The 21,396-nt window shown below is 67.1% G+C and carries 18 protein-coding genes; 10 read left to right on the top strand and 8 right to left on the bottom strand.

The window, feature by feature from the left end; genetic code table 11:
* From addB to trxA, 4 genes are all read left to right on the top strand, one after another.
* Positions 1–2,091, top strand: a 2,091-nt coding sequence (gene addB / locus P24_RS18150; RefSeq protein ID WP_008946210.1) for a double-strand break repair protein AddB, incomplete at its 5' end; no start/stop codon positions are given.
* Complete coding sequence (addA, locus tag P24_RS18145) at positions 2,088–5,543, top strand: double-strand break repair helicase AddA (protein WP_008946209.1); 3,456 nt, start codon at positions 2,088–2,090, stop codon at positions 5,541–5,543. The genes addB and addA, both read left to right, overlap by 4 nt.
* A 15-nt stretch (positions 5,544–5,558) precedes the next feature.
* Positions 5,559–6,395 carry a class D beta-lactamase gene (blaOXA, locus tag P24_RS18140; RefSeq protein WP_156816372.1) on the top strand — a complete coding sequence of 279 codons (837 nt, stop codon included), beginning with the start codon at positions 5,559–5,561 and terminating at the stop codon, positions 6,393–6,395.
* 155 nt (positions 6,396–6,550) lie between these two features.
* Positions 6,551–6,871, top strand: a complete 321-nt coding sequence (trxA, locus tag P24_RS18135; protein WP_008946207.1) for a thioredoxin TrxA — start codon at positions 6,551–6,553, stop codon at positions 6,869–6,871.
* Positions 6,872–6,922: 51 nt separating this feature from the next.
* Here the strand turns inward: trxA and rsmD are convergent, their stop codons facing one another.
* From rsmD to P24_RS18120, 3 genes are read right to left on the bottom strand one after another with little or no spacing between them, the layout of a single operon-like run.
* Positions 6,923–7,483, bottom strand: coding sequence for a 16S rRNA (guanine(966)-N(2))-methyltransferase RsmD (rsmD, locus tag P24_RS18130; protein WP_008946206.1), 561 nt, complete (start codon positions 7,481–7,483; stop codon positions 6,923–6,925).
* Positions 7,449–8,336: a pseudouridine synthase gene (locus P24_RS18125; RefSeq protein WP_008946205.1), complete on the bottom strand. Its 888-nt coding sequence runs from the start codon at positions 8,334–8,336 to the stop codon at positions 7,449–7,451. Before P24_RS18125 ends, rsmD begins: the two co-directional genes overlap by 35 nt.
* Positions 8,336–9,049 carry a gamma-glutamyl-gamma-aminobutyrate hydrolase family protein gene (locus P24_RS18120; RefSeq protein WP_008946204.1) on the bottom strand — a complete coding sequence of 238 codons (714 nt, stop codon included), beginning with the start codon at positions 9,047–9,049 and terminating at the stop codon, positions 8,336–8,338. Before P24_RS18120 ends, P24_RS18125 begins: the two co-directional genes overlap by 1 nt.
* A 103-nt stretch (positions 9,050–9,152) precedes the next feature.
* On the opposite strand from P24_RS18120, the gene P24_RS18115 reads away from it, so the two are divergent.
* Positions 9,153–9,605, top strand: a complete 453-nt coding sequence (locus P24_RS18115; RefSeq protein WP_008946203.1) for a nucleoside deaminase — start codon at positions 9,153–9,155, stop codon at positions 9,603–9,605.
* Here P24_RS18115 and P24_RS20345 read toward each other — a convergent pair.
* Both P24_RS20345 and P24_RS18100 read right to left on the bottom strand, forming a co-directional pair.
* The gene (locus tag P24_RS20345) at positions 9,589–10,557 is read right to left on the bottom strand and encodes a GNAT family N-acetyltransferase (RefSeq protein WP_008946202.1); all 969 of its coding nucleotides are present in this window, start codon (positions 10,555–10,557) and stop codon (positions 9,589–9,591) included. The two genes, P24_RS18115 and P24_RS20345, sit on opposite strands and share 17 nt — an antisense overlap.
* A 2-nt stretch (positions 10,558–10,559) precedes the next feature.
* Positions 10,560–11,789, bottom strand: a complete 1,230-nt coding sequence (locus P24_RS18100; protein ID WP_008946201.1) for a Zn-dependent hydrolase — start codon at positions 11,787–11,789, stop codon at positions 10,560–10,562.
* A gap of 130 nt (positions 11,790–11,919) precedes the next feature.
* Here P24_RS18100 and P24_RS18095 point away from each other — a divergent pair, with 130 nt between their 5' ends.
* Together P24_RS18095 and P24_RS18090 are read left to right on the top strand one after the other, a co-directional pair.
* Positions 11,920–13,197: an ArgE/DapE family deacylase gene (locus tag P24_RS18095; RefSeq protein WP_008946200.1), complete on the top strand. Its 1,278-nt coding sequence runs from the start codon at positions 11,920–11,922 to the stop codon at positions 13,195–13,197.
* Positions 13,197–14,240, top strand: coding sequence for a histone deacetylase family protein (locus P24_RS18090; protein WP_008946199.1), 1,044 nt, complete (start codon positions 13,197–13,199; stop codon positions 14,238–14,240). Before P24_RS18095 ends, P24_RS18090 begins: the two co-directional genes overlap by 1 nt.
* Positions 14,241–14,443: 203 nt before the next feature.
* On the opposite strand, the gene P24_RS18085 is transcribed toward P24_RS18090, so the two are convergent.
* Positions 14,444–15,157 (bottom strand): tellurite resistance TerB family protein, encoded by a 714-nt coding sequence (locus P24_RS18085; protein WP_008946198.1) that lies wholly within the window; start codon positions 15,155–15,157, stop codon positions 14,444–14,446.
* A 106-nt stretch (positions 15,158–15,263) separates the two neighbouring features.
* On the opposite strand from P24_RS18085, the gene P24_RS18080 reads away from it, so the two are divergent.
* Positions 15,264–16,490 (top strand): glycoside hydrolase family 2 TIM barrel-domain containing protein, encoded by a 1,227-nt coding sequence (locus tag P24_RS18080; protein WP_040708393.1) that lies wholly within the window; start codon positions 15,264–15,266, stop codon positions 16,488–16,490.
* A 14-nt stretch (positions 16,491–16,504) separates the two neighbouring features.
* Here P24_RS18080 and P24_RS18075 read toward each other — a convergent pair whose 3' ends face one another.
* Together P24_RS18075 and secA are read right to left on the bottom strand one after the other, a co-directional pair.
* A complete protein-coding gene (locus P24_RS18075; protein ID WP_008946196.1) occupies positions 16,505–16,933 on the bottom strand; it encodes a hypothetical protein in 429 nt (142 codons plus the stop codon).
* A gap of 153 nt (positions 16,934–17,086) precedes the next feature.
* Positions 17,087–19,819: a preprotein translocase subunit SecA gene (secA, locus tag P24_RS18070; RefSeq protein ID WP_008946195.1), complete on the bottom strand. Its 2,733-nt coding sequence runs from the start codon at positions 19,817–19,819 to the stop codon at positions 17,087–17,089.
* 281 nt (positions 19,820–20,100) lie between these two features.
* Here secA and P24_RS18065 point away from each other — a divergent pair, with 281 nt between their 5' ends.
* Both P24_RS18065 and P24_RS18060 read left to right on the top strand, forming a co-directional pair.
* On the top strand, positions 20,101–20,985 hold the full coding sequence (locus P24_RS18065; protein WP_008946194.1) for a peptidylprolyl isomerase: 885 nt from the start codon (positions 20,101–20,103) through the stop codon (positions 20,983–20,985).
* A gap of 30 nt (positions 20,986–21,015) precedes the next feature.
* A partial coding sequence (locus P24_RS18060; RefSeq protein ID WP_008946193.1) for a bifunctional ornithine acetyltransferase/N-acetylglutamate synthase occupies positions 21,016–21,396 on the top strand: 381 nt, incomplete at its 3' end.

Raw genomic sequence — 21,396 nt, 5'->3', positions numbered from 1 at the left:
CGGCCCGCCGCCACGACCGAGGCCTGGCGGGATGCGGCACCCTTCGCCGCCGCCGACCTTGCCGGTATCCGCCGCATCGACTGCGCCACCGCGCAGGAGGAGGCCGGCGTCATCGCCCTGCTGCTGCGCCATGCGCTGGAAACGCCGGAACGCACGGCGGCTCTGGTCACGCCGGACCGGGCGCTGGCCCGGCGGGTGGCTGCCGAGCTGGCGCGCTGGGACATCGCGGTAGACGATTCCGCCGGCGTGCCGCTGGCCCAGACTCCGCCCGGCGAGTTCCTGCGGCTGACTGCTGCGCTGGCGGTGGAGCGCGCCGCGCCTCTGCCGCTGCTGGCGGCGCTGAAACATCCGCTGGCCGCCGGTGGCATGGGAACCGGCGACTTCCGCCGCTGCCTGCGCCTGCTGGAAGTCCACGCGCTGCGCGGCCCGCGCCCGGCCGAAGGCATCGCCGGCACGCGCCAGGCGCTGCTGCACAGCCTGGCCGAGCTTCAGGACCGCACCGGCCGCGACATGGACATGGTGCGCTCGCAGCTGCTGCCCTGGCTCGACCGGCTGGAGGCGATGCTGGCGCCCTTCGCGGCGCTGACCGGCCTGCCCACCGTGCCTCTGGCCGATTTGCTGGAAGTGCATGGCCGTTTTGCCGAGGATCTCGCGGCAAGCGATGAGGAGCCGGGGCCGGTTAGGCTGTGGCGCGGCGAGGCCGGCGAGAGTGCGGCGAACTTCCTGGCCGATTTGCGCGAGGCCGGGACAGTGCTGGGCACGGTCGAACCGGCGCTCTACCCTGCCCTGCTGGACAGCCTGCTGGCGGGCCGGGTGGTGCGACCACGCCAGTCCAGCCATCCACGCCTGTCGATCTGGGGTCCGCTGGAAGCCCGACTGCAGCAGGCCGACCTGCTGGTGCTGGGCGGGCTGAACGAAGGTGTCTGGCCGCCCGAGGCCGGCTCCGACCCGTGGATGAGCCGCCCGATGCGCAGCGATTTCGGCCTGCCGTTGCCGGAACACCGTATCGGCCTGTCGGCGCATGATTTTGCGCAGGCCTTTGGCGCACCAGAGATCGTCCTAACCCGCGCCGAAAAGCAGGAGGGCGCCCCCACCGTGCCCTCGCGCTGGCTGCTGCGGCTGGACACGGTGCTGGGCGACATGGCCCCGACGTTGCGGCAGGAGGAGGCGCTGTGGCGCGGCTGGTGGGCGGCCATCGACCGGCCCGCCGCCATCGCCCCGGCCGTCCGGCCGGCGCCACCCCCGCCGCTGGCAGCACGCCCGCGCAAATTCTCGGTCACCGAGATCGAGACGCTGATGCGCGATCCCTACGGCATCTATGCCGCGAAGATCCTCAGGCTGCGCGCGCTCGACCCGATTGACGAGGACCCCGGCGCCGCCGAACGCGGCACCATCATCCACAAGGCGCTGGAGCGCTTCCTGAAGGAATATCCCGGCGCCCTGCCACCGGACGCGCTGGACCGTCTGCTTGCCATCGGCCAGGAGGTCTTCGCCGAGGCGCTCGACCGGCCCGGCGTCTGGGCCTTCTGGTGGCCGCGCTTCGTGCGGCTGGCACGCTGGTTCATCGGCGCGGAGGGGGAACGACGCGCGATCCTCGCCGGCACCGAGACCGAGCTGCGCGGCGAAATCACGCTGGCCGGCTTTGCTGGCGGCGATGTCACCCTGTCGGCCAAGGCGGACCGCATCGACCGGCTCACCAACGGTACGCTGGCGCTGATCGACTACAAGACCGGTCAGCCGCCCCGTCCCGCCGAGGTGGAGAGCGGCCATGCGCCGCAATTGCCGCTGGAGGCGCTGATCGCCGGACGCGGCGGTTTCCCCGGCATTGCCGCCGCACCGGTGTCGGAGCTGGCCTACTGGCGGCTGTCCGGCGGCGAACCGCCCGGCGAGATCGCCCGCCCGGCGAAGGATATCGAGGCGGTGACCGAAGCCGCGCGCGACGGGCTGGAGCGGCTGATCCAGGCTTATGACGACCCGGCTACCCCCTATATTTCCCGGCCCGACCCGGATTCCGCGCCGCGCTACAGCGACTATCTCCACCTCGCCCGGGTGAAGGAATGGTCCGGCACCGGCGGGGAGGATGGCGCATGACCAGCGTGCTGCCCACCCCCGCCCCAAACCCTGCTGACGCGCAGCGCCAGGCCTCCCACCCCGAAACCTCGGTCTGGGTCGGCGCGTCCGCCGGCACCGGCAAGACCAAGGTGCTGACCGATCGCGTGCTGCGCCTGCTGCTGGGTGGCACCAGGCCGGAACGGCTGCTCTGCCTCACCTTCACCAAGGCAGCGGCGGCGGAGATGGCGAACCGGCTGAACGGGGTGCTGGCCGGCTGGGCGGTCATGCCGGATGCCGACCTCGCCGACAGGCTGGCAGCACTGACCGGGACCGCGCCGGATGCAGACGCCATGACCCGCGCGCGCCGGCTGTTCGCGCAGGTGCTCGATACGCCGGGCGGGCTGAAGATCCAGACCATCCATGCCTTCTGCCAGGCGCTGCTGCGGCGTTTCCCGCTGGAGGCCAGCATCGCCCCGCATTTCGAGGTGATGGACGAGCAGACTGCCCGCGAGCTGCTGCTGGCCGCCCGCGACCACATGCTGACGAAAGCCCGCGAGGGTGCGGATACCGCCCTTGGCCATGCCCTGACGCAGGTCACACTGCGTGCCGGCGAGGAGGCATTCGGCACGCTGATGGACGCGCTGAGCGGGGAACGCGGGCGCCTCACCCGGCTGCTGGCTCGGCATGGCGGACTGGACGGGCTAGTGGCGGCAATTCAGGTGAAAGTCGGCGTCGCCCCCGGCGAGACCGAGGAGCAGGCCATCGCCGCTGCCTGCCGCGACGATGCCTTCGACGGCGTCGGGCTGAAACGCGCCATGGCGGCGCTGGCGGAGGGCAGCAAGACCGACAAGGACCGTGCGGTGCTGATCGACCAGTTCCTGGCGCTCCCCGGCGAACGGCCGGCGCGTCTGGCCGATTACCGCCTCGCCTTCTTCACCAAAGAGGGGGAGGTGCGCAGCCGGCTGGCCACCAAGGCCGTCATCGACAGCTTCCCCGGCATAACGGGCATCTTCGAGCAGGAGATCGAACGGCTGACCCGCCTCGATGGCAAGCTGCGCGCGCTGCGCGTTGCGGCATCGACCGCCGCGCTGCTGCGGCTGGGGGCGGAGATGCTGGCGCTCTATGCGCGGGTAAAGGAAGCGCGCGCGCTGCTGGACTATGACGATCTGATCCTCGCCACCCGCGACCTGCTGCAGGGCGGCGAGGGCGTGGCCGCCTGGGTACTCTACAAGCTCGATGGCGGCATCGATCACGTACTGATCGACGAGGCGCAGGACACCAACCCGGAACAATGGGAGCTGATCGAGGCGCTGACCGACGAATTCTTCGCCGGCCTGGGCGCACGCGAACAGGTGCGCACCATCTTCGCGGTCGGCGACGTGAAGCAGTCGATCTACAGCTTCCAGCGCGCCGAACGGGCGGAATTCATCCGCATGCGCGCCGCCTTCCGGGACCGCGCCGGCCTGGCCGGAAAGGACTGGGCCGAGGTCGGGCTCACCACCTCCTTCCGCTCGACCCAGTCGGTGCTGGGGCTGGTGGACAGCGTGTTCAATGCCGATCCCGCCCGCCACGGCGTCATCGAGCCGGGCGAGGCGCTGCGGCATCTGGTCTATCGCGACGGGCAGGCCGGGCGGGTCGAGCTGTGGCCGCTGATCGCGCCGGAACCGCGCCAGACGCTGGAACCCTGGCCAATGCCGGTGGTCGTCCGCCCCGGCGATTCGCCGTCAGGGAAGCTGGCCCGGATCATCGCAAAACGCATCGCCGACTGGATCGGCACGGAGGATCTGCCCGCCAAGGGTCGCACGGTACGGGCCGGCGACATTCTGGTGCTGGTGCGCCGGCGCGGCGGCTTCGTCGAAGAGCTTGTGCGCCAGTTGAAGGCGCTGGAAGTGCCGGTGGCCGGCATCGACCGCATGGTGCTGACCGAGCAGATGGCGGTCATGGATCTGATGGCGCTGGGCGATTTCCTGCTGCTGCCGGAGGATGACCTGACTCTGGCCACGGTGCTGAAGGGACCGCTGGCCGGCCTGACCGAGGAGCAGCTGTTCGAGATCGCCTGGAACCGCCGCGGCAGCCTGTGGGCAGCACTTAAGGCCGCCCCGCAGGGCTGGGCGCAGCAGGCCGCCTCCATGTTGTCGGCGCTGCTGGCCCGCGTCGATTTCGTACGACCCTATGAGCTGTATGCCGAGATTCTGGGCCAGGGCAAAGGACGGGAAAAGCTGATCGGACGGCTGGGCTATGAGGCCGACGACCCGATTGACGAGTTCCTGTCCGCTGCCCTGCTCTATGAGCGCGAGCATGTGCCGAGCCTGCAGGGTTTCCTCGCCTGGCTGCGGGCCGCCAGCGGCGACATCAAGCGCGATCTGGAAGCCGGGCGCGACGAGGTGCGCGTGATGACCGTGCATGGCGCCAAGGGTCTGCAGGCGCCCATCGTCATCCTGCCCGATACGGTGGCGACGCCGCGCTCGCAGGACATTCCGCCGCTGCTGTGGACGCGTGAAGACCCAACCGGCGGGCTCATGCTCTGGTCGCCGAACCGGGGCAGCGACGACGATGTCGCCTCCGCCGCGCGGGAAGAGGCCCGCATCCGCCAGATGGAGGAATATCGCCGGCTGCTCTATGTTGCGCTGACCCGCGCCGAGGACCGGCTGATCGTCTGCGGCTGGGAGACCCGCAACGCGACATCGGACGAATGCTGGTATCGGCTGGTCGAGCAGGCGATGCTGGCCGAGGGCGAGGATCTCGATTGCGGCTTCATCGAGGATAGCGCCAGGGGCCGGCTACGCACCAACCCGCAGAACGCCACGGTCACCGTCGCGGAAAAGCCGCACCGCCCGCCGTTGCAGCCAATAACGCCGGAGGTCTGGGCGACCGTGCCGCCGGCACCGGAGCCAACCCCCTCGCGGCCGCTCAGCCCGTCCAAGCCCAGCGGCGAGGAACCGTCCGTGCGCTCCCCACTGGGCGACGAGGCGATGGCCGAGGCGGCACGCTTCAAGCGCGGCACGCTGATCCACCGGCTGCTGCAGACCCTGCCCGAACTGCCCGCCATGCGCCGTGCGGAGGCGGCACGGCGATTCCTGGAGCGGCCGGTGCACGCGCTGGACGCCACGCAGGTCGAGGCCTATGCCGCCGAGGTGTTGGCGGTACTGGACGATCCCGCCTTCGGCGCCATCTTCGGCCCCGGTTCGGTCGCCGAGGTGCCGGTGGTCGGCCGTATCGGCGCGGGCGCGAATGCGGTGGTGATCTCCGGCCAGATCGACCGTCTGCTGGTGACGGAAGGGCTCGTGCAGGTCATCGACTACAAGACCAACCGCCCGCCGCCGCTGCGGGTGGAGGATGTCTCGCCGGTCTATCTGCGGCAGATGGCCTGCTATCAGGCAGCACTGGCGGCGGTTTATCCCGGCCGGCCGGTGCGCTGCGCCTTACTTTGGACAGACGGGCCGCGTCTCATGGCACTGCCGGATGATCTTCTGGCGAGACACCAACCCTAAGTCATGAGCCTTTCCATGCGTCGTTTTCTCCTGCCGGCGGCCGGTCTGCTGCTGGCCCTGCCTGTTCTTGTCAATCCGGCCACTGCCGCGCTGGCCTCGAATATCCCGACCTGCACCGTGATCGCCGATGCGGTGACGGATGCCATCCTGCTGCGCGACGGCCCGTCCTGCGACAAGCCGGTCAGCCCGTTTTCCACCTTCAAGATTACGCTGGCCGTGATCGGCTTCGATTCCGGGCTGCTGAAGGATGCCCACACGCCGGCCCTGCCCTATGACCCGGCGCTGAATGTCTCGCTTGAGCCCTGGCGCCACACCACCGACCCGACACGCTGGATGAAATATTCCGTCGTCTGGTATTCGCAGGATCTGACCCGCAAGCTGGGCTTGGAGCGGTTCCGCGGCTATATCGAAGCGCTGGCCTATGGCAATCGTGACGTTTCCGGCGATCCCGGCAAGGATAACGGGCTGAGCCGGGCCTGGCTGTCCTCCTCGCTGAAGATTTCGCCAATGGAGCAGATCGATTTCCTAAGCCGGCTCGGGCGGGGCGAATTGCCGGTCAGCGCCGAGGCACAGGCGCTCGCCGTGGCGGTGCAACCGGTCTTCACCGTCGCCGATGGCTGGGTCGTGCGGGGCAAGACCGGCACCGGCCATCAGCGCCGGGCGGATGGCAGCCTGGACGAGACGCGCCAGAATGGCTGGTTTGTCGGCTGGGCGGAAAAGGATGGCCGCACGGTGACCTTCGCCCGGTTGCTGGAGGATGACGGGCCGCGTCAGGGGCCGGCCAGCTTCGTGGCGCGTGACAGCCTGCTGGCCGATCTGCCCATTCTTCTCGCCCCGGAAAAGCTGAAGTGATGAACGGATTTGGCCTCGGCAAGACAGCGTCGCTTGACCGCCGCCCCGCCGCTTCCTAGATTCGGGGTCGACTTCACTATTCCGACCGGGCGCAAAAAACCGTCCGGCCAAAAAGGTGCCGTCCCGGCGCCTGAAAGAGATAAAGGGCCAAACGCATGAGCACGACGAAGGTTACCGACAACTCCTTCGAGACCGACGTCCTGAACGCCGACAAGCCGGTGGTGGTGGATTTCTGGGCCGAATGGTGCGGCCCCTGCAAGATGATCTCGCCGATCCTGGACGAGCTGGCCGGCGAGATGGGCGGCAAGGTCACGATTGCCAAGCTGAACATCGACGAGAACCCCTCCACCCCGCAGAAATACGGCGTGCGCGGCATTCCGACCCTGATGCTGTTCAAGAACGGTCAGGTCGCCGCCACCAAGATCGGCGCCATGCCGAAGAGCGCCCTCTTCCAGTGGGTCGAATCGAACATCTGACCCGGCTGCAATACTGAACCCGCAAAGCCCCGGCATCCGCCGGGGCTTTGTTTATTCAGGTGCAGCCTGCCGCAGGAACAGGAAGCGCGCGGCGCCGTAGCGGCGGTCATCCAGCAGCGCGAATCCCGTTGGCAAATCCAGCGCCTCGTCCTTTGCCTGTTCAATGACGATCAGCGCGTCTGGTACCAGCCAGCCGCCGGCAAGCAGCGCCTGCAGGGCAGGGCCGACCAGCCCCTGGCGGTAGGGCGGATCCATCAGCACGAGGGCGGCAGGTTCGCGGGCACGGCCCAGCTTCGTCGCGTCCTGCGCCAGCACCAGCGTGCAATCGCCTGCCTTCAGATGCGCGATATTGCGGCTCAGCACCGCATGCGCGGCCCGGTCCTTCTCCACGAAGATTGCCCGCGCAGCGCCGCGCGACAGCGCCTCCAGCCCCAGCGCACCGGTGCCGGCGAACAGATCGAGCACCACCGCCCCGTTCAGATCGATATCGAAACGACCACCGGTCAGCGTGTCGAACAGCGCCTGCCGGGCGCGGTCGGAGGTCGGCCGCGTGGACTCTCCCGGCGGCGCCTCCAGCCTAGCGCCGCGATGGCGTCCGGCGACGATCCGCATTTTCTTTCCGCTGTGATTCTTCGCGGTTCTGGGCTTCCCGCTTGGGGCTCACGCCGCGCTTCGGTTTCGGCTTTGCCCGCGCATGGCCAGTGCGGTCGCCCTTCGGCTTTTCGCCCATCTGCTCGCGCAGTACCTTGGCCTGCACTTCCTCGACCTGCCCGCGCTCCAGATGGCCAAGCTGGAACGGCCCGTAGGCGACGCGGATCAGCCGCGTGACCGGCAGGCCCATATGCTCCATCACCTTGCGGATTTCCCGGTTCTTGCCCTCGCGCAGAGAGACCGCGATCCAGGCATTGGCGCCGCCCTGCGCGCGTTCCAGCACCGCCTCGATGGGACCGTAGCGCACGCCATCCACGGTGATGCCGCCGGCCAGCTTCGCCAGTGCCGCTTCATCCACCCGGCCATGCACCCTGACACGATAGCGCCGCACCCAGCCGGTCGCCGGCAGCTCCAGCTTTCGGGCCAGCGCGCCGTCATTGGTCAGCAGCAACAGCCCCTCGGAGGTCAGGTCCAGCCGTCCGACGGAGATCAGCCGCGGCAGGCCCGGCGGCAGCGCCTGGAAGATGGTCGGCCGGCCTTCCGGGTCCTTGTGGGTGGTCACCAGCCCGTCCGGCTTGTGATAGCGGAACAGCCGTGTCGGCTCCATTGCCGGCAGCGGCTTGCCATCCACCACGATGCGGCTGGCCGCCGTGACGATGGTGGCGGGCGTGTCGATCACATGGCCATCGACGGAGACGCGGCGCTCGGCGATCAGCTTCTCGGCATCACGGCGCGAGCATACGCCGGCGCGGGCGATGCGCTTGGCGATGCGCTCTCCCTCTTTTGCCCCGTCTTTTACCGGCACCTCTTCCATCAGCGGCAGGCCGCGATGAAGGCGTCGAAAATCCTGTCGTCGCCGCTGCTGATGGAGAATTCCGGATGCCACTGCACGCCCAGGCAGAAGCGGCGCTTCGGGTCCTCGATGCCCTCGATCACCCCGTCCGGTGCATGGGCGTTGACGACGATTTCCGGCGGCACGTCCTTAACCGCCTGATGATGCGCGCTGTTCACATGCAGCAGCGTCTCGCCGCCGCAGATGCCGTGCAGCAGCGTGCCCGGCGTGACCGTCACATGATGGCCCGGCTCGTCGCGCGGATTGGGCTGCTCATGCGCCAGCGCGCCCTCGATCTCGTCCGGAATATGCTGGATCAGCGTGCCGCCCAGCGCCACCGCCAGCAGCTGCTCGCCGCCGCAGATGCCGAGGATCGGCATGTCACGCTCCAAGGCGCCCTTCACCATGCCCAGCTCGAACGCGGTGCGGCGGTCCTTGGTGGTGACGCTGGCATGGCGCGCGGAGGCGCCGAACAGCGCCGGATCGACATCGAAGGCGCCGCCGGTCACGACCAGCCCGTCGATCAGATCGAGATAGCGCTCCACCTGCTCCACCTCATGCGGCAGGGCCAGCGGCAGCCCGCCGGCCCGCGCCACGGCGGAACAGTAATTCTGCCGGATCGCGTACCAGGGGAATTTGGAATATCCGCCCGGTTCCTCCGAATCGAGGGTCAGGCCGATGAGGGGCTGTTTCATGCGTACATCCAGGGTGTCATTCTTGGCCGGAGAGTAGGCGCAAAGCCCGGAACGGGCAATGGGGGCGCTTGACGCCCTCCATCCCCCACGGCAGGGTCCGGCGATGATCGCTGAGACGAACGGCTATATGGCGGCGGCGCTGGACGAGGCACGGCGGGCGGCCGCCGAGGGCGAGGTACCGGTCGGCGCCGTGCTGGTGCGCGACGGCCATATCCTCGTCCGCGCCCACAACCGCGTGGAGACTGACCGCGATCCCACCGCCCATGCCGAACTGCTGGCGATCAGGGAGGCCTGCAGGATTCTGGGCGAGCCGCGCCTGCCAGACTGCGACCTCTTTGTGACGCTGGAACCCTGCGCCATGTGCGCCCAGGCGATCAGTATGGCGCGCCTCCGGCGGCTTTATTTCGCGGCCTATGATCCCAAGGGCGGCGCGGTCGAGCACGGCCCGCGCCTGTTCGGCCAGCCGACCTGCCATCACGCGCCGGAAGTCTATGGCGGCATCGGTGAGCGCGCGGCGGCGGAGTTGCTGCGCGGCTTCTTCAAGGACCGGCGTTAGGATTGTCCAGCGCGTAGAAGAAGGTGCGGATGTTGCGGTTTCGCGGATTGTCGAACTCCGCCACCTTCACCATGCCGACCTTCTCGGCAACACGGGCGGAACCGGTATGGTCATGCGCCATGTTGGCGACCAGCCGGGGCAGGCCCAGCACCTCGAAGCTGTGGTCGCGGATCGCGGCGGCGGCCTCCACCGCATAACCCTGCCGCCAGTAGGGATGGTGGATGATATAGCCGAGATCGACGACCTCCTGCCCCATCAGCACCATCGGAATCAGCCCGGCATCGCCGATCCGCTGCCCGGTTTCCCGGTCCAGCATCGCCCAGCGGCCATAGCCATTCTCGGCATAGGAGTCGATCCAGCGATTGACCCAGCCGGTTACCCCGGCCCGGTCATAGGGCTGCGGCCAGAAGCGCATGGTGGTCGGGTCGCTCATGATCGGATAGAGCGCCTCATCCTCGCCTGGCGCGTAACAGCGCAGGATGAGCCGCTCCGTCGTCAGCACCACCGCCGCGTCGGCCTCATAGCGTTTCAGGATGCGGCCCGTCGAGGGCGAGGCGTTCGTGCCGATCTGCCAGCAGCCCATGCGCTCATAGAACGGCTCTGCATTCGGGTCGGCATCCAGCCGCACGCGGCCCTGGCCCAGCCGGCGCAACTTGGCGGTCATATGCTGCCAGAGGATACGCCCAACACCGCTGCCGATATGGGCCGGGTCGGAGAACATCAGCGCCACCTCCGGCACCTCCCCGGACAGATCGAGCGCCCAGATGCCGGCCATCCTGCCGTCGCGTTCCAGCACGAAGCAGGGCTGGGTGGCCAGCCGCTCCGGCGTGACCGCAAGCTCCTCCCGGCAACTTTCCATGAAGGCTGCGTCATAGCCCCAATACGCCTTGGAGCGCATCACCAGATCGGTGAGCGCCGGACAATCCTCGATCCTGGCAGGACGCAGTGTCATGCTTACCCTTGCGCGCGTTCCAGCATGGCGTGCAGCAGCACATTGCCGCCCGCTTCCAGATCCTTCGGGTCGGCATTCTCGATCTCGTTATGGCTGATGCCGCCCTCGCAGGGCACGAAGATCATGCCGGTGGGGGCCACCTTCGCCATATAGACCGCGTCATGCCCGGCACCGGAGACGATCTCCATATTGTCGTAGCCATAGAGCTTCGCGCCCTCGCGCACGGCGGCGACGCATTTCTCGTCGAACGGTGTCGGCGGGAAATACCAGAACTCGCTGACCTCGACCTCCAGCCCGGCCTCGGCGGCAATTTTCGCACAGGCCTCGCGCAGTTCCTTGTCCATCTTGGTCAGTACCGCATCGTCGGGATGGCGGAAATCGACGGCGAAGAACACCCGCCCCGGAATGACATTGCGCGAATTCGGGCTGACCTGCAGGAAGCCGACCGTGGCACAGGCATAGGGCTGGTTGGCGAGGCCGATACGGTTCACCTCCTGGATCATGCGCGAAGCGCCGACCAGCGCGTCGCGGCGCACCGCCATCGGCGTCGGGCCGGCATGCGCCTCCTGTCCGACCACTGTCACCTCGTACCAACGCTGGCCCTGCGCGCCGGTGACGATGCCGACCGGCTTCTTCTCCGCTTCCAGGATTGGCCCCTGCTCGATATGCGCCTCGAAATAGGCCTTCACCGGCTTGCCCATCGGCGCCGTGCCCTCATAGCCGATGCGGCGCAGCTCGTCGCCCAGCTTCAGCCCGTCGATATCCTGCTTGGCCTGGATCTCCTCCAGCGGGAACACGCCGGCGAACACGCCCGACCCCATCATCGCCGGGGAGAAGCGCGAGCCTTCCTCGTTGGTCCAGACCACCACCTCGACCGGCGCCTCGGTCTCGATGCCGGCATCGTTCAGCGTGCGCACGACCTCCAGCCCCGCCAGCACGCCATAGACGCCGTCGAAGCGGCCGCCGGTCGGCTGGGTGTCGAGATGGCTGCCGGTCATCACCGGCGGCAGATCGTTGTTCTTGCCGGGCCGGCGGGCGAAGATGTTGCCGATCCTGTCGACCGTGACGGTGCAGCCGGCCTCCTTGCACCAGCGCACGAACAGGTCGCGGCCTTGCTTGTCCAGATCGCTGGCCGCCAGGCGGCAATTGCCGCCCTTCTCGGTCGCGCCGATCTTCGCCATCTCCATCAGGCTGTCCCACAGCCGGTCGCCGCTGATCTGAATATTCTTCATCTCGCCACTTCCCTTTTGCCCTGCATAACGCGCCAGCCTACCCTGTGCTGTGCCACGTTGCATCTGTTCTACTTGTCACTGATACTCACAACATCCACAGCAGCCAAGCATAAGCGAACAGGAGACGGCGATGCCCGATACCGAACTGACGACAAAGATCCTGAAAGCGGTCGATGACGGGCTTCAGGAGCAGATCGACTACACGGCGGAGCTGGTCCGGCTGCCCTCGCTGCGCGGCCAGGAGGCAACGGCGCAGGATTTCATGGCGCGCTCCATGAAGGAGCGCGGCTACACGGTGGACCGCTGGAAGATCAATGTCGAGGACATCCAGAACCTGCCCGGCTTCTCCCCGGTCCACATCTCCTATGACGATGCCTGGAACGTGGTCGGCTCGCACCGCCCCAACAATGCCAAGGGCAAGTCGCTGATCCTGAACGGCCATATCGACGTGGTGCCGACCGGCCCGCTGGACATGTGGACGCGCCCGCCCTTCGATTCCTATGTCGATGGCGACTGGCTGTATGGAAGAGGTGCCGGCGACATGAAGGCTGGCCTCGCCATCAACCTCTATGCCGTCGATGCGCTGCGCCGCCTCGGCTACATGCCGGCGGGCGATATCCATTTCCAGTCGGTGGTGGAGGAGGAGTGCACCGGCAATGGCGCGCTGGCCTGCCTGCAGCGCGGCTACCGCGCCGACACCGCGATCATCACCGAGCCGTCGGGCGACCGGCTGGGCTCCGCCCAGGTTGGCGTCATGTGGTTCCAGGTGAAGGTGCGCGGCCGCCCGGCCCATGTCGCCTATGCCGGGTCGGGCTCCAACGCCATCGAGGCCTGCTTCCCGATCATCGAGGCGCTGCACGGGCTGGAGGCGGAATGGAACAAGGACCGCCACCCGATGTTCCATGACGAGGAACATCCGATCAATTTCGTGGTCTCGAAGATCGAGGGCGGCGACTGGACCAGCTCGGTGCCGGCCTGGTGCACCTTCGACATGCGGATATCCTGCTATCCGGGCCAGGATCTGGCCGATGTCCGCCGCGCCGTCGAGGAGACCGTGGCCGGCGCGTCGCGCAAGAGCAGCTTCCTCGCCAACAACCCGCCGCAGATCGTCTATCATGGCTTCCAGGCGGAAGGTTATGTGCTGGAAGGCGGCGAGGAAGGCCAGGATCTGCTGAAGAGCTGCCACAAGACGGTCTATGGCGAGGAGTTGCAGAAGCGCATCTTCACCGGCACCACCGATGCCCGCTTCTATGGCCTCTACGCCAATATCCCGGCCATGGTCTATGGCCCGAAATCGACGGAAATCCATGGCTTCGACGAGCGTGTGAGCATCGAGTCGATCCGCAAGGTCACGCAGTCCGTCGCCCTGTTCATCGCCGACTGGTGCGGCCTGGAGAAGGCGGCCTGATGTCCATTCCCGTCTTCTACGCCCCGCAGCAGGAACGCCATGACCCGAAGACCTTCATCTTCCGGGGGCAGGTGACGCAGAGCCCGGAACAGGCCGAGCGCGCGCACGTCTTCCTGAAGGCGGCGAAAGCCGCCGGCCATGATGTGCGTGCACCGGAAGATCGCGGCGAGGCACCGATCCGCGCCATCCACGATGCCGGCTATGTCGATTTCCTGAAGACCGCACATGCCGACTGGTCGGCGCTGCCGAACGCCTCGGCGGAGATCACGCCGAACGTGCATCCCAGCCGGCACATGGCGGACATCAGGGGGATCGGCGCGAAGGCCTCCATCGTATCCCGCGTCGGCTATTACACCACCGACACCGCCTGCCCGATCGGGGCCGGCACCTGGGAGGGCGTGTACTGGTCGGCGCAGACCGCGTTGGCCGCTGCTGCCCATGTCGAGTCAGGCGAACGGTCCGCCTATGCGCTGTGCCGGCCGCCGGGGCATCACGCCTATCACGATCTGTCGGGCGGCTTCTGCTTCCTGAACAACAGCGCCATCGCCGCGCAAGCGCTGCTCGCCAAGTTCGGCCGGGTGGCGATCCTGGATGTGGACGTGCATCACGGCAACGGCACGCAAGGCATCTTCTATGGGCGCGACGATGTGCTGACGGTCTCGCTACATGGCGACCCGACCAGCTTCTACCCTTGGTATACGGGCTTCGAGGATGAGCGCGGCGAAGGCATCGGCACCGGCTGCAACCTGAACATCCCGCTGCCGCAGGGCACCGGCGACGATGCCTATCTGGAGGCGCTGGAACCGGCGCTGGCGGCGGTGAAAGCATTCCAGCCGGGCGCGCTGGTGGTGGCGCTGGGGCTGGACGCCTCCGAGGCCGACCCCTTGCGCTTCTTCCACATTACCACGCCGGGCTTCGGGCGCATCGGCGCGGCCATCGCCGGCCTCGGCCTGCCGAGCGTGCTGGTGCAGGAGGGCGGCTACCCGTCCGACATCCTCGGCGAGAATCTGGCCAGCTTCCTGAAAGGCTTCGAGGGGCGGTAAACAGCTCTTCTTCACTGTCATACCAAGCCCCCGTATGGGCCGTTATATATACTAACTGTCACCCCCGGCCTTGTGCCGGGGGTCCAGGTTTCCGCTAGCTGGATCGTTGGTCGGGCAGGTTGAACCCTGGATTCCCGGGACAAGCCCGGGAATGACGGTCGAAGTTGGACGTAGCGCCCTCACCAGCCTTAGCTATTCAGTTCTTACGCCGCCAGCCCGGCCTCCGCCTGGCGGTCGAGATGTGCGGCAAGCTCCGCCGGCAGGTTCAGCCGGTGGGCGAGCGCTTCCAGATAGGCCTTCTCCGCCGGATGGTCGGGATCGATGGCAAGGCGGGAGACAAGATAGAGCTCCGCCGCCTGCTCTTGCGTGCGGGCAGCGGCGGCGACCTCCGACAGGTCCGTGGGCTTTGCCAGCGCATCGAACACGAAGCCCTTGGCCTCGGCATCCAGCCCCATCCGCTCGACCTGCTCGAACAGGCGCTTCTGCTCCTCGGCATCGACATGGCCGTCGGCCTTGGTCGCGCCGATCATCGCGCGGATCAGCGACAGCTGGAACGGCTCACCCGTGGCGGCCGGTGCGGAATCGGGCAGGAAGCGCGCCTCGGTCCTCGGCATGTCGGCCTCGGTCGCGACCGGTGCTGACTCCGCCTGCTTTCCCTGCTGCCAGTTCTGATAGGCCTTGAAGGCGAGCGCGCCCAGCGCCGCCGCCCCGCCATAGCCGACAACGCCGCCGGCCATCTTGCGCACCTTCTTATTACCCAGCAGCAGTCCGGCCAGCCCGCCAGCCGCCGCCCCGCCGGCAAAGCCGCCCATACCGCCCATGCGGTCGAACTGCTGTTTCGCCGCGCCTCCGGCCTGTTGCAGTTTCTGCTTCGAGTTGCCGCCAAGGAACTGGTCGAGGAATTTCGTCGGGTCCATCTTTTCTCCACACTTCGCTGCTTTGCTCCGTTGAGATAGGAAGGGCGGTATCCGGTTCAACGCCTGCCCCGAAAAGACCATGAAGCCGGAGGCCCTCGGAGGTTCCATGCCGTTTCGCCGCGTCCTGCCCCTGCTGTTCCTGCTGCTGGCCACCCTTCCGGCGCACGCGGATGTCCGTGTCGAGGGCACGCGACTGCTGGTGGATGGCAAGCCCTTCCAGGCGCATGGCGTGGCCGGTTGGGGCAATCTCGACATGCTGCCCGGCCTTGGCGTCACCACCATCCGCACCTATGGCGACAATGCCGAGGATGTGCTGGACGAGGCACAGCGGCTGGGGCTGAAGGTGATCCTGGGCTTCTGGCTGGAACACCCCAGGCGCGGCTTCGATTACGACAACCCGGCCCATGTCGGCCCGCAGATGGCGCGGCTGCGCGAGTTCGTGCTGGCGCACAGGGACCATCCCGCCCTGCTGATGTGGGGCATCGGCAATGAGGTCGAGTCGGAGCTTGCGGACGACAGCAGGGTCTGGCCCGCCATCGAAGAGGCGGCCCGGCTGGTGAAATCGCTCGACCCGCACCACCCCACCCTGGCGGTGCTGGCCGAAACCGGCACGGACAAGGTGGCGAAGCTGAAGGCCCAGGCCCCCAGCATCGATGTGCTGGGCATCAATTCCTATGGCGAGAGCGTGCCCAGCGTGCCGGCGCGCGTGCGTGCGCAGGGCTGGACCGGGCCGCTGATCCTCACCGAGCTGGGCGCCATCGGCCAGTGGCAGGCGCCGAAGACCGAGTGGGGGGCGGCCATCGAGCCAACCAGCACGCAGAAGGCGACGCTGCTGGACAAGCAGCTTGCTGCCATCGGACCGGATACAGCCGGGCAGATATTGTTCCTGTGGGGCTGGAAGCAGGAGGTCACCCACACCTGGCACAGCCTGCTGCTGCCGACCGGCGAGTGGAAACAGACCACGGAAATCATGGCCAAGGCCTGGGACGGCAACACGCCCGGCGGCAACCGCGCACCGCGCATCACCGCCCTGGCCTTTGCCGGGACCAATAGCCTGCCGCTGGGCCGGGAGATATCCGCCCGGCTGGAAGCCAGCGACCCGGACGGCGATCCGCTGGCTGTCGAGTGGGAAATCATGGAGGAGCAGCAGACGCTGCTGAAGGCCGGCGACGCCGAGCCGGAGCTGCGACGCTACCCTGAAGCCGTCCGCAAGGCCAGCAAGGAGGCCGTTACCCTGGGCGGCCTCGCCCCCGGTGCCTACCGGCTCTATGTCACGGTGCGCGACGGCAAGGGTGCTGCAGCAGCCGGCAATCTGCCGTTCCGCGTGGAATAGGGATCAGAAGGAAATCAGACGAGCTGGTCGGTCGTGACGCCGCGCGGAGCGCTGCTGTCCGTGGACGGGCTGTCGCTGCCGGAGTCGGTTTCTGTGCCAGAGGTGACATTGCGCGCCTGACTCACCGACTCGCCGTCGATGACCCTGACCTGCAGCCGGCGGTTCACCGCATCGTCGGCCTCATTGACCTCACGCCCCGTCTCCTCGCGCCCCCGTTCCTGCTGCTCATAGGCGCGCAGGGCCTCCCGCGACGGAATCTCGCGTTCGACCTCGCCGGTATCGGTATCTCGGTACTGGAAGAACAGGCGGCGGATTTCGGAATCGTAGGACAGGCGCGTCGCGCTGTAGGCGATCTGCGTCGGCAGGGGTTCCGACTGATAGATAGCGGGGCTGGAATCACTATCGCTCCGCCCGGCAAAGCCGGCCGAAGAGATGGGATCCAACGTCGCTACTGACGGCACCAACACCTTGCGCCCCCGTTCTGGGTTGCCTATCGACAAATCAGTATTAATTTTCCCTTAAACATAATCAAGAAAAAACTTGACGGATTCGTGCGATTCTGATTCTGCGCGAATCTGACTACCCCGATACCGGCCTCAGGCGAACTGCCCGTGGCAGTGCTTGAACTTCTTGCCGGAACCGCACGGGCAGGGCGCGTTACGCTGGACCTTGCCCCAGGTGCTCGGGTCGTTCGGATCGACCGCCGCGGCGGCCATGCGGCGGCCGGGCTCGGCACCGCCGGCAAACCCGCCGGGGGCCGGCTCGCCATTGGCACCGACCGTCTCGTCCAGCGCCGGGTCATGCCGCGTCTCATGCATTTCCTGCGGTTGCGGCTGCAGATCCTCCGGCCGGTTCACACGCATCTCGACATGGGCCAGCACCGAGACAACGGTCTCGCGCAGCCGGCTCAGCAGCCCGTCGAACAGCAGGAAGGCCTCGCGCTTGTACTCGTTCAGCGGGTCCTTCTGCGCATAGGCGCGCAGCGACACGCCCTGGCGCAGATGGTCGAGCTGCAGCAGGTGATCCTTCCAGCACTGGTCGAGGATCTGCAGCAGCAGGCTCTTTTCCGCCATGCGCATGATGTCGGCGCCGTAATTGGCGACCTTCTCCGCCATCTTGCGGTCCACCGCATCGATAATGCGGTCCTGGATCTCCTGGTCGGCGATGCCCTCTTCCTTGGCCCAGTCCGCGATCGGCAGGTCGAGGTTGAACAAGCGGCCTACTTCCTGATGCAGCCGCTCGATATCCCACTGCTCGGCATAGGCATTGGCCGGGATGCAGGACGCGACGAGGTCTTCCACCACCTCGTGGCGCATATCGAGAATGATCTGCTGCACCTCCTTGGCGCGCATGATCTCCTTGCGCTGCTCGTAAATGACCTTGCGCTGGTCATTCATCACATCGTCGTATTTCAGCAGCTGCTTGCGGATTTCGAAGTTGCGCGCCTCGACCTTCTGCTGCGCCTTCTCCAGCGCCTTGTTGATCCAGGGGTGGACGATGGCCTCGCCTTCCTTCAGCCCCAGCTTCTGAAGCATGCCGTCCATCCGCTCGGACCCGAAGATGCGCATCAGATCATCGTCGAGCGCCAGGAAGAATTTGGAGGCGCCGGGATCGCCCTGACGGCCGGAACGGCCGCGCAGCTGGTTGTCGATGCGGCGGCTCTCATGCCGCTCGGTGCCGACGACATAGAGGCCGCCGGCCTCCTTCACGATGCGCTGGCCTTCCCCGATTTCCGCCTTCACCTGTTCGGTGATGCGGGCGATCTCCGCCTCGTCCTCGACGCCCTGCAGGCGCAGCGCCAGCGCCATCTCCAGATTGCCGCCCAGCTGGATGTCGGTGCCGCGGCCGGCCATGTTGGTGGCGATGGTGACCGCGCCGGGACGACCGGCCTGCGAGATGATCGAGGCTTCCTGCTCGTGATAGCGCGCGTTCAGCACCTCATGCGGGATGCCCTTGGCCTTCAGCGCCTCGGACAGCATTTCCGACTTCTCGATGGAGACCGTGCCGACCAGCACCGGCTGCTTGCGCGCCTGGCATTCCCGGACCAGCTCGATGATGCCGTCGAACTTCTCGCGCTGGCTGCGATAGACCTCGTCATCATGGTCCTTGCGGGCCATCGGCACGTTGGTCGGCATCTCGACCACTTCGAGCCCGTAGATCTCGGCAAACTCCGCCGCTTCGGTCATCGCCGTGCCGGTCATGCCGGCCAGCTTCGGATAGAGCCGGAAATAATTCTGGAAGGTGATCGAGGCCAGCGTCTGGTTTTCCTGCTGGATGGTCACGCCTTCCTTGGCTTCCAGCGCCTGATGCAGCCCTTCGGAATAGCGCCGGCCTTCCATCATGCGGCCGGTGAATTCGTCGATGATGACCAGCTTGTCATTCTTCACGATGTAATCGACATCGCGCTGGAACAGCTGGTGGGCGCGCAAGGCCTGGTTCATGTGATGAACCAGCGTGACATTGTGGATATCGTAGAGATCGCCCTGGGTCAGCATGCCGGCCTCGCGCAGCAGCTGCTCCATCTTCTCCGTGCCAACCTCGGTCAGGGTGACCGCGCGCTGCTTCTCGTCCTTCTCGTAATCCTCGGCGGTCAGGTTCGGAATCAGCGCGTTCATCGCACGATACAGTTCCGAGGAATCCTCGGCCGGGCCGGAGATGATCAGCGGCGTGCGCGCCTCGTCCACCAGGATCGAGTCCACCTCGTCAACGATGGCGAAGTTGAAGTCGCGCTGGACCATGTCCTCCAGCCGGAACTTCATATTGTCGCGCAGATAGTCGAAGCCGAATTCGTTGTTGGTGCCGTAGGTGATGTCGGCGGCATAGGCGGCGCGGCGGTCATCCTCCTCGATGCCATGCTTGATGACGCCGACCGACAGGCCGAGGAAATTATAGACCCGACCCATCCAGGCGGCATCGCGGCTTGCCAGATAATCGTTCACCGTGACGACATGCACACCCTTGCCCGACAGCGCATTAAGATAGACCGGCAGCGTGGCGACCAGCGTCTTGCCCTCGCCGGTCTTCATCTCGCTGATCATGCCCTCATGCAGCACCATGCCGCCCATCAGCTGCACGTCGAAGGGCCGCAGGCCCAGCGTGCGCTTTGCCGCCTCGCGCACCGTGGCGAAGGCTTCGGGCAGGATGTCGTCCAGCGTGGCACCCTCGTTCAGCCGCTTGCGGAACTCCTCGGTGCGGCCGCGCAGCGCCTCGTCCGACAGGGCCTGATGCTCCGCCTCCAGCGCGTTGATCGCCTCGACCTTCTTGCGCAGGCGCTTGACCACGCGGTCGTTCGATGAGCCGAACAAGCTTCTGGCGATGGCGCCGAACATGGGAAACCTCGGGGTGTACATGAAGAAAGAAGGGAGCCTGCGTGGCTGACAGATAGGGGCATCGTCAAATACTGTCAACGCTGCCGCCCCCGGAGCAGAGCTCCGCGCGGTCGCAGGGCGGCTTCCTTTCTGCTATGCAGGGCTCCATATGACTGGACAGGAAAGCGCCTTCCGCCGCCCGGCGGGCTGCGCTACTGTCCCCCCGCGCCGCCGGCAGGCGGCACAATAACGGGTCCGCCCGCACGCGTTAAAACCGGACCAGAACAGGAAACGAGACAGCCATGCGCCATCCCCTTCGATCCTTCGCCCCCGCCGTCACAGGCGCCCTTCTGGGCGCGCTCATTGGCGCGGTCGCCGTTCCGGCCCTGGCGCAACAGCCTGCCGCCGCCGGCGAGGCGGACCCGATTGTCGCCAGCGTCGATGGCACGAAGATCCGGCAGAGCGATATCGCCGCGCTGGTCGCGACCCTGCCGCAGCAGTACCGCGACATTCCGCTGCAGATGCTGTTCCCGGCCTTGCTGGAGCGCGCCATCGACGGCGAGCTGCTGCAGCGCGAGGCCAAGGCCGCCGGCATGGCCGAGAACCCGGAGGTGAAGCGCCGCGTCGAGCGCTATCGCGACCAGCTGATCCAGGAACAGTACCTGACCGAGAAGCTGGAAGCGGCGATCAGCGAGGACAAGGTCAAGGCGGAATACGAAAAGCTGCGCGCCGAGATGCCGAAGGCCGAGGAAATCCGGGCCAGCCATATCCTGGTCTCGGACGAGGCGACGGCGAAGGACATCGTGCGCGAACTCGACAAGGGTGCCGACTTCGCGGCGCTGGCCAAGGAAAAGTCGATCGATCCCGGTGCCGCCAATGGCGGCGACCTCGGCTATTTCACTGCCGAGCAGATGGTGCCGGAATTCTCCGCCGCCGCCTTCGAGCTGGCGCCCGGCGCCTACAGCAAGGAGCCGGTGAAGTCGCAGTTCGGCTGGCATGTGATCAAGGTCGCCGACCGTCGCGACGTTGCCCCGCCCAGCCTGGAGCAGGCCAGCGAGCAGATTCGCGCCGAGCTGGCCGAGCAGGAAGCCCGCCACATCCTGGCGGAACTGCGCGCCAAGGCGACCATCGAGCGGTTCAGCATGGACGGCCAGCCGCTGCCGCCGCAGCAGACCCAGCCGAAATAAGCAGCAGCTAGTTAGAGGGAGAGGATCATCGTGGCGCTGAAGGTTTCCCCCCTGGCCCCGGCCCGTTTTCCGGACATGCCGTCAATTGCCGGCGTCACCCTGGCCTCTGCCGAGGCTGGCGTGCGCTACAAGGGTCGCACCGACGTGTTCCTGGCGGAGCTGGCGCCCGGCACCACGGTCGCGGGCACGCTGACCAAGTCGCTGACCGCCTCGGCGCCGGTCGAATGGTGCCGCGCCAATCTGGCGGACGGCAGGGGCCGCGCGGTGCTGGTGAATTCCGGCAACGCCAACGCCTTCACCGGCAAGAAGGGCCATGACGGCGCGGTCGCCACCGCCGAGGCAGCGGCCAAGGCGATCGGCTGCAAGCCTTCGGAGGTGTTCCTGGCCTCCACCGGCGTGATCGGCGAGCCG

Origin of the sequence: Oceanibaculum indicum P24 (assembly GCF_000299935.1) — a bacterium.
In the GTDB taxonomy this organism is placed as follows: Bacteria; Pseudomonadota; Alphaproteobacteria; order Oceanibaculales; family Oceanibaculaceae; genus Oceanibaculum; species Oceanibaculum indicum.
Note: the sequence above shows the minus strand (reverse complement) of the source record. Positions and strands in the feature narration are given on the sequence as shown.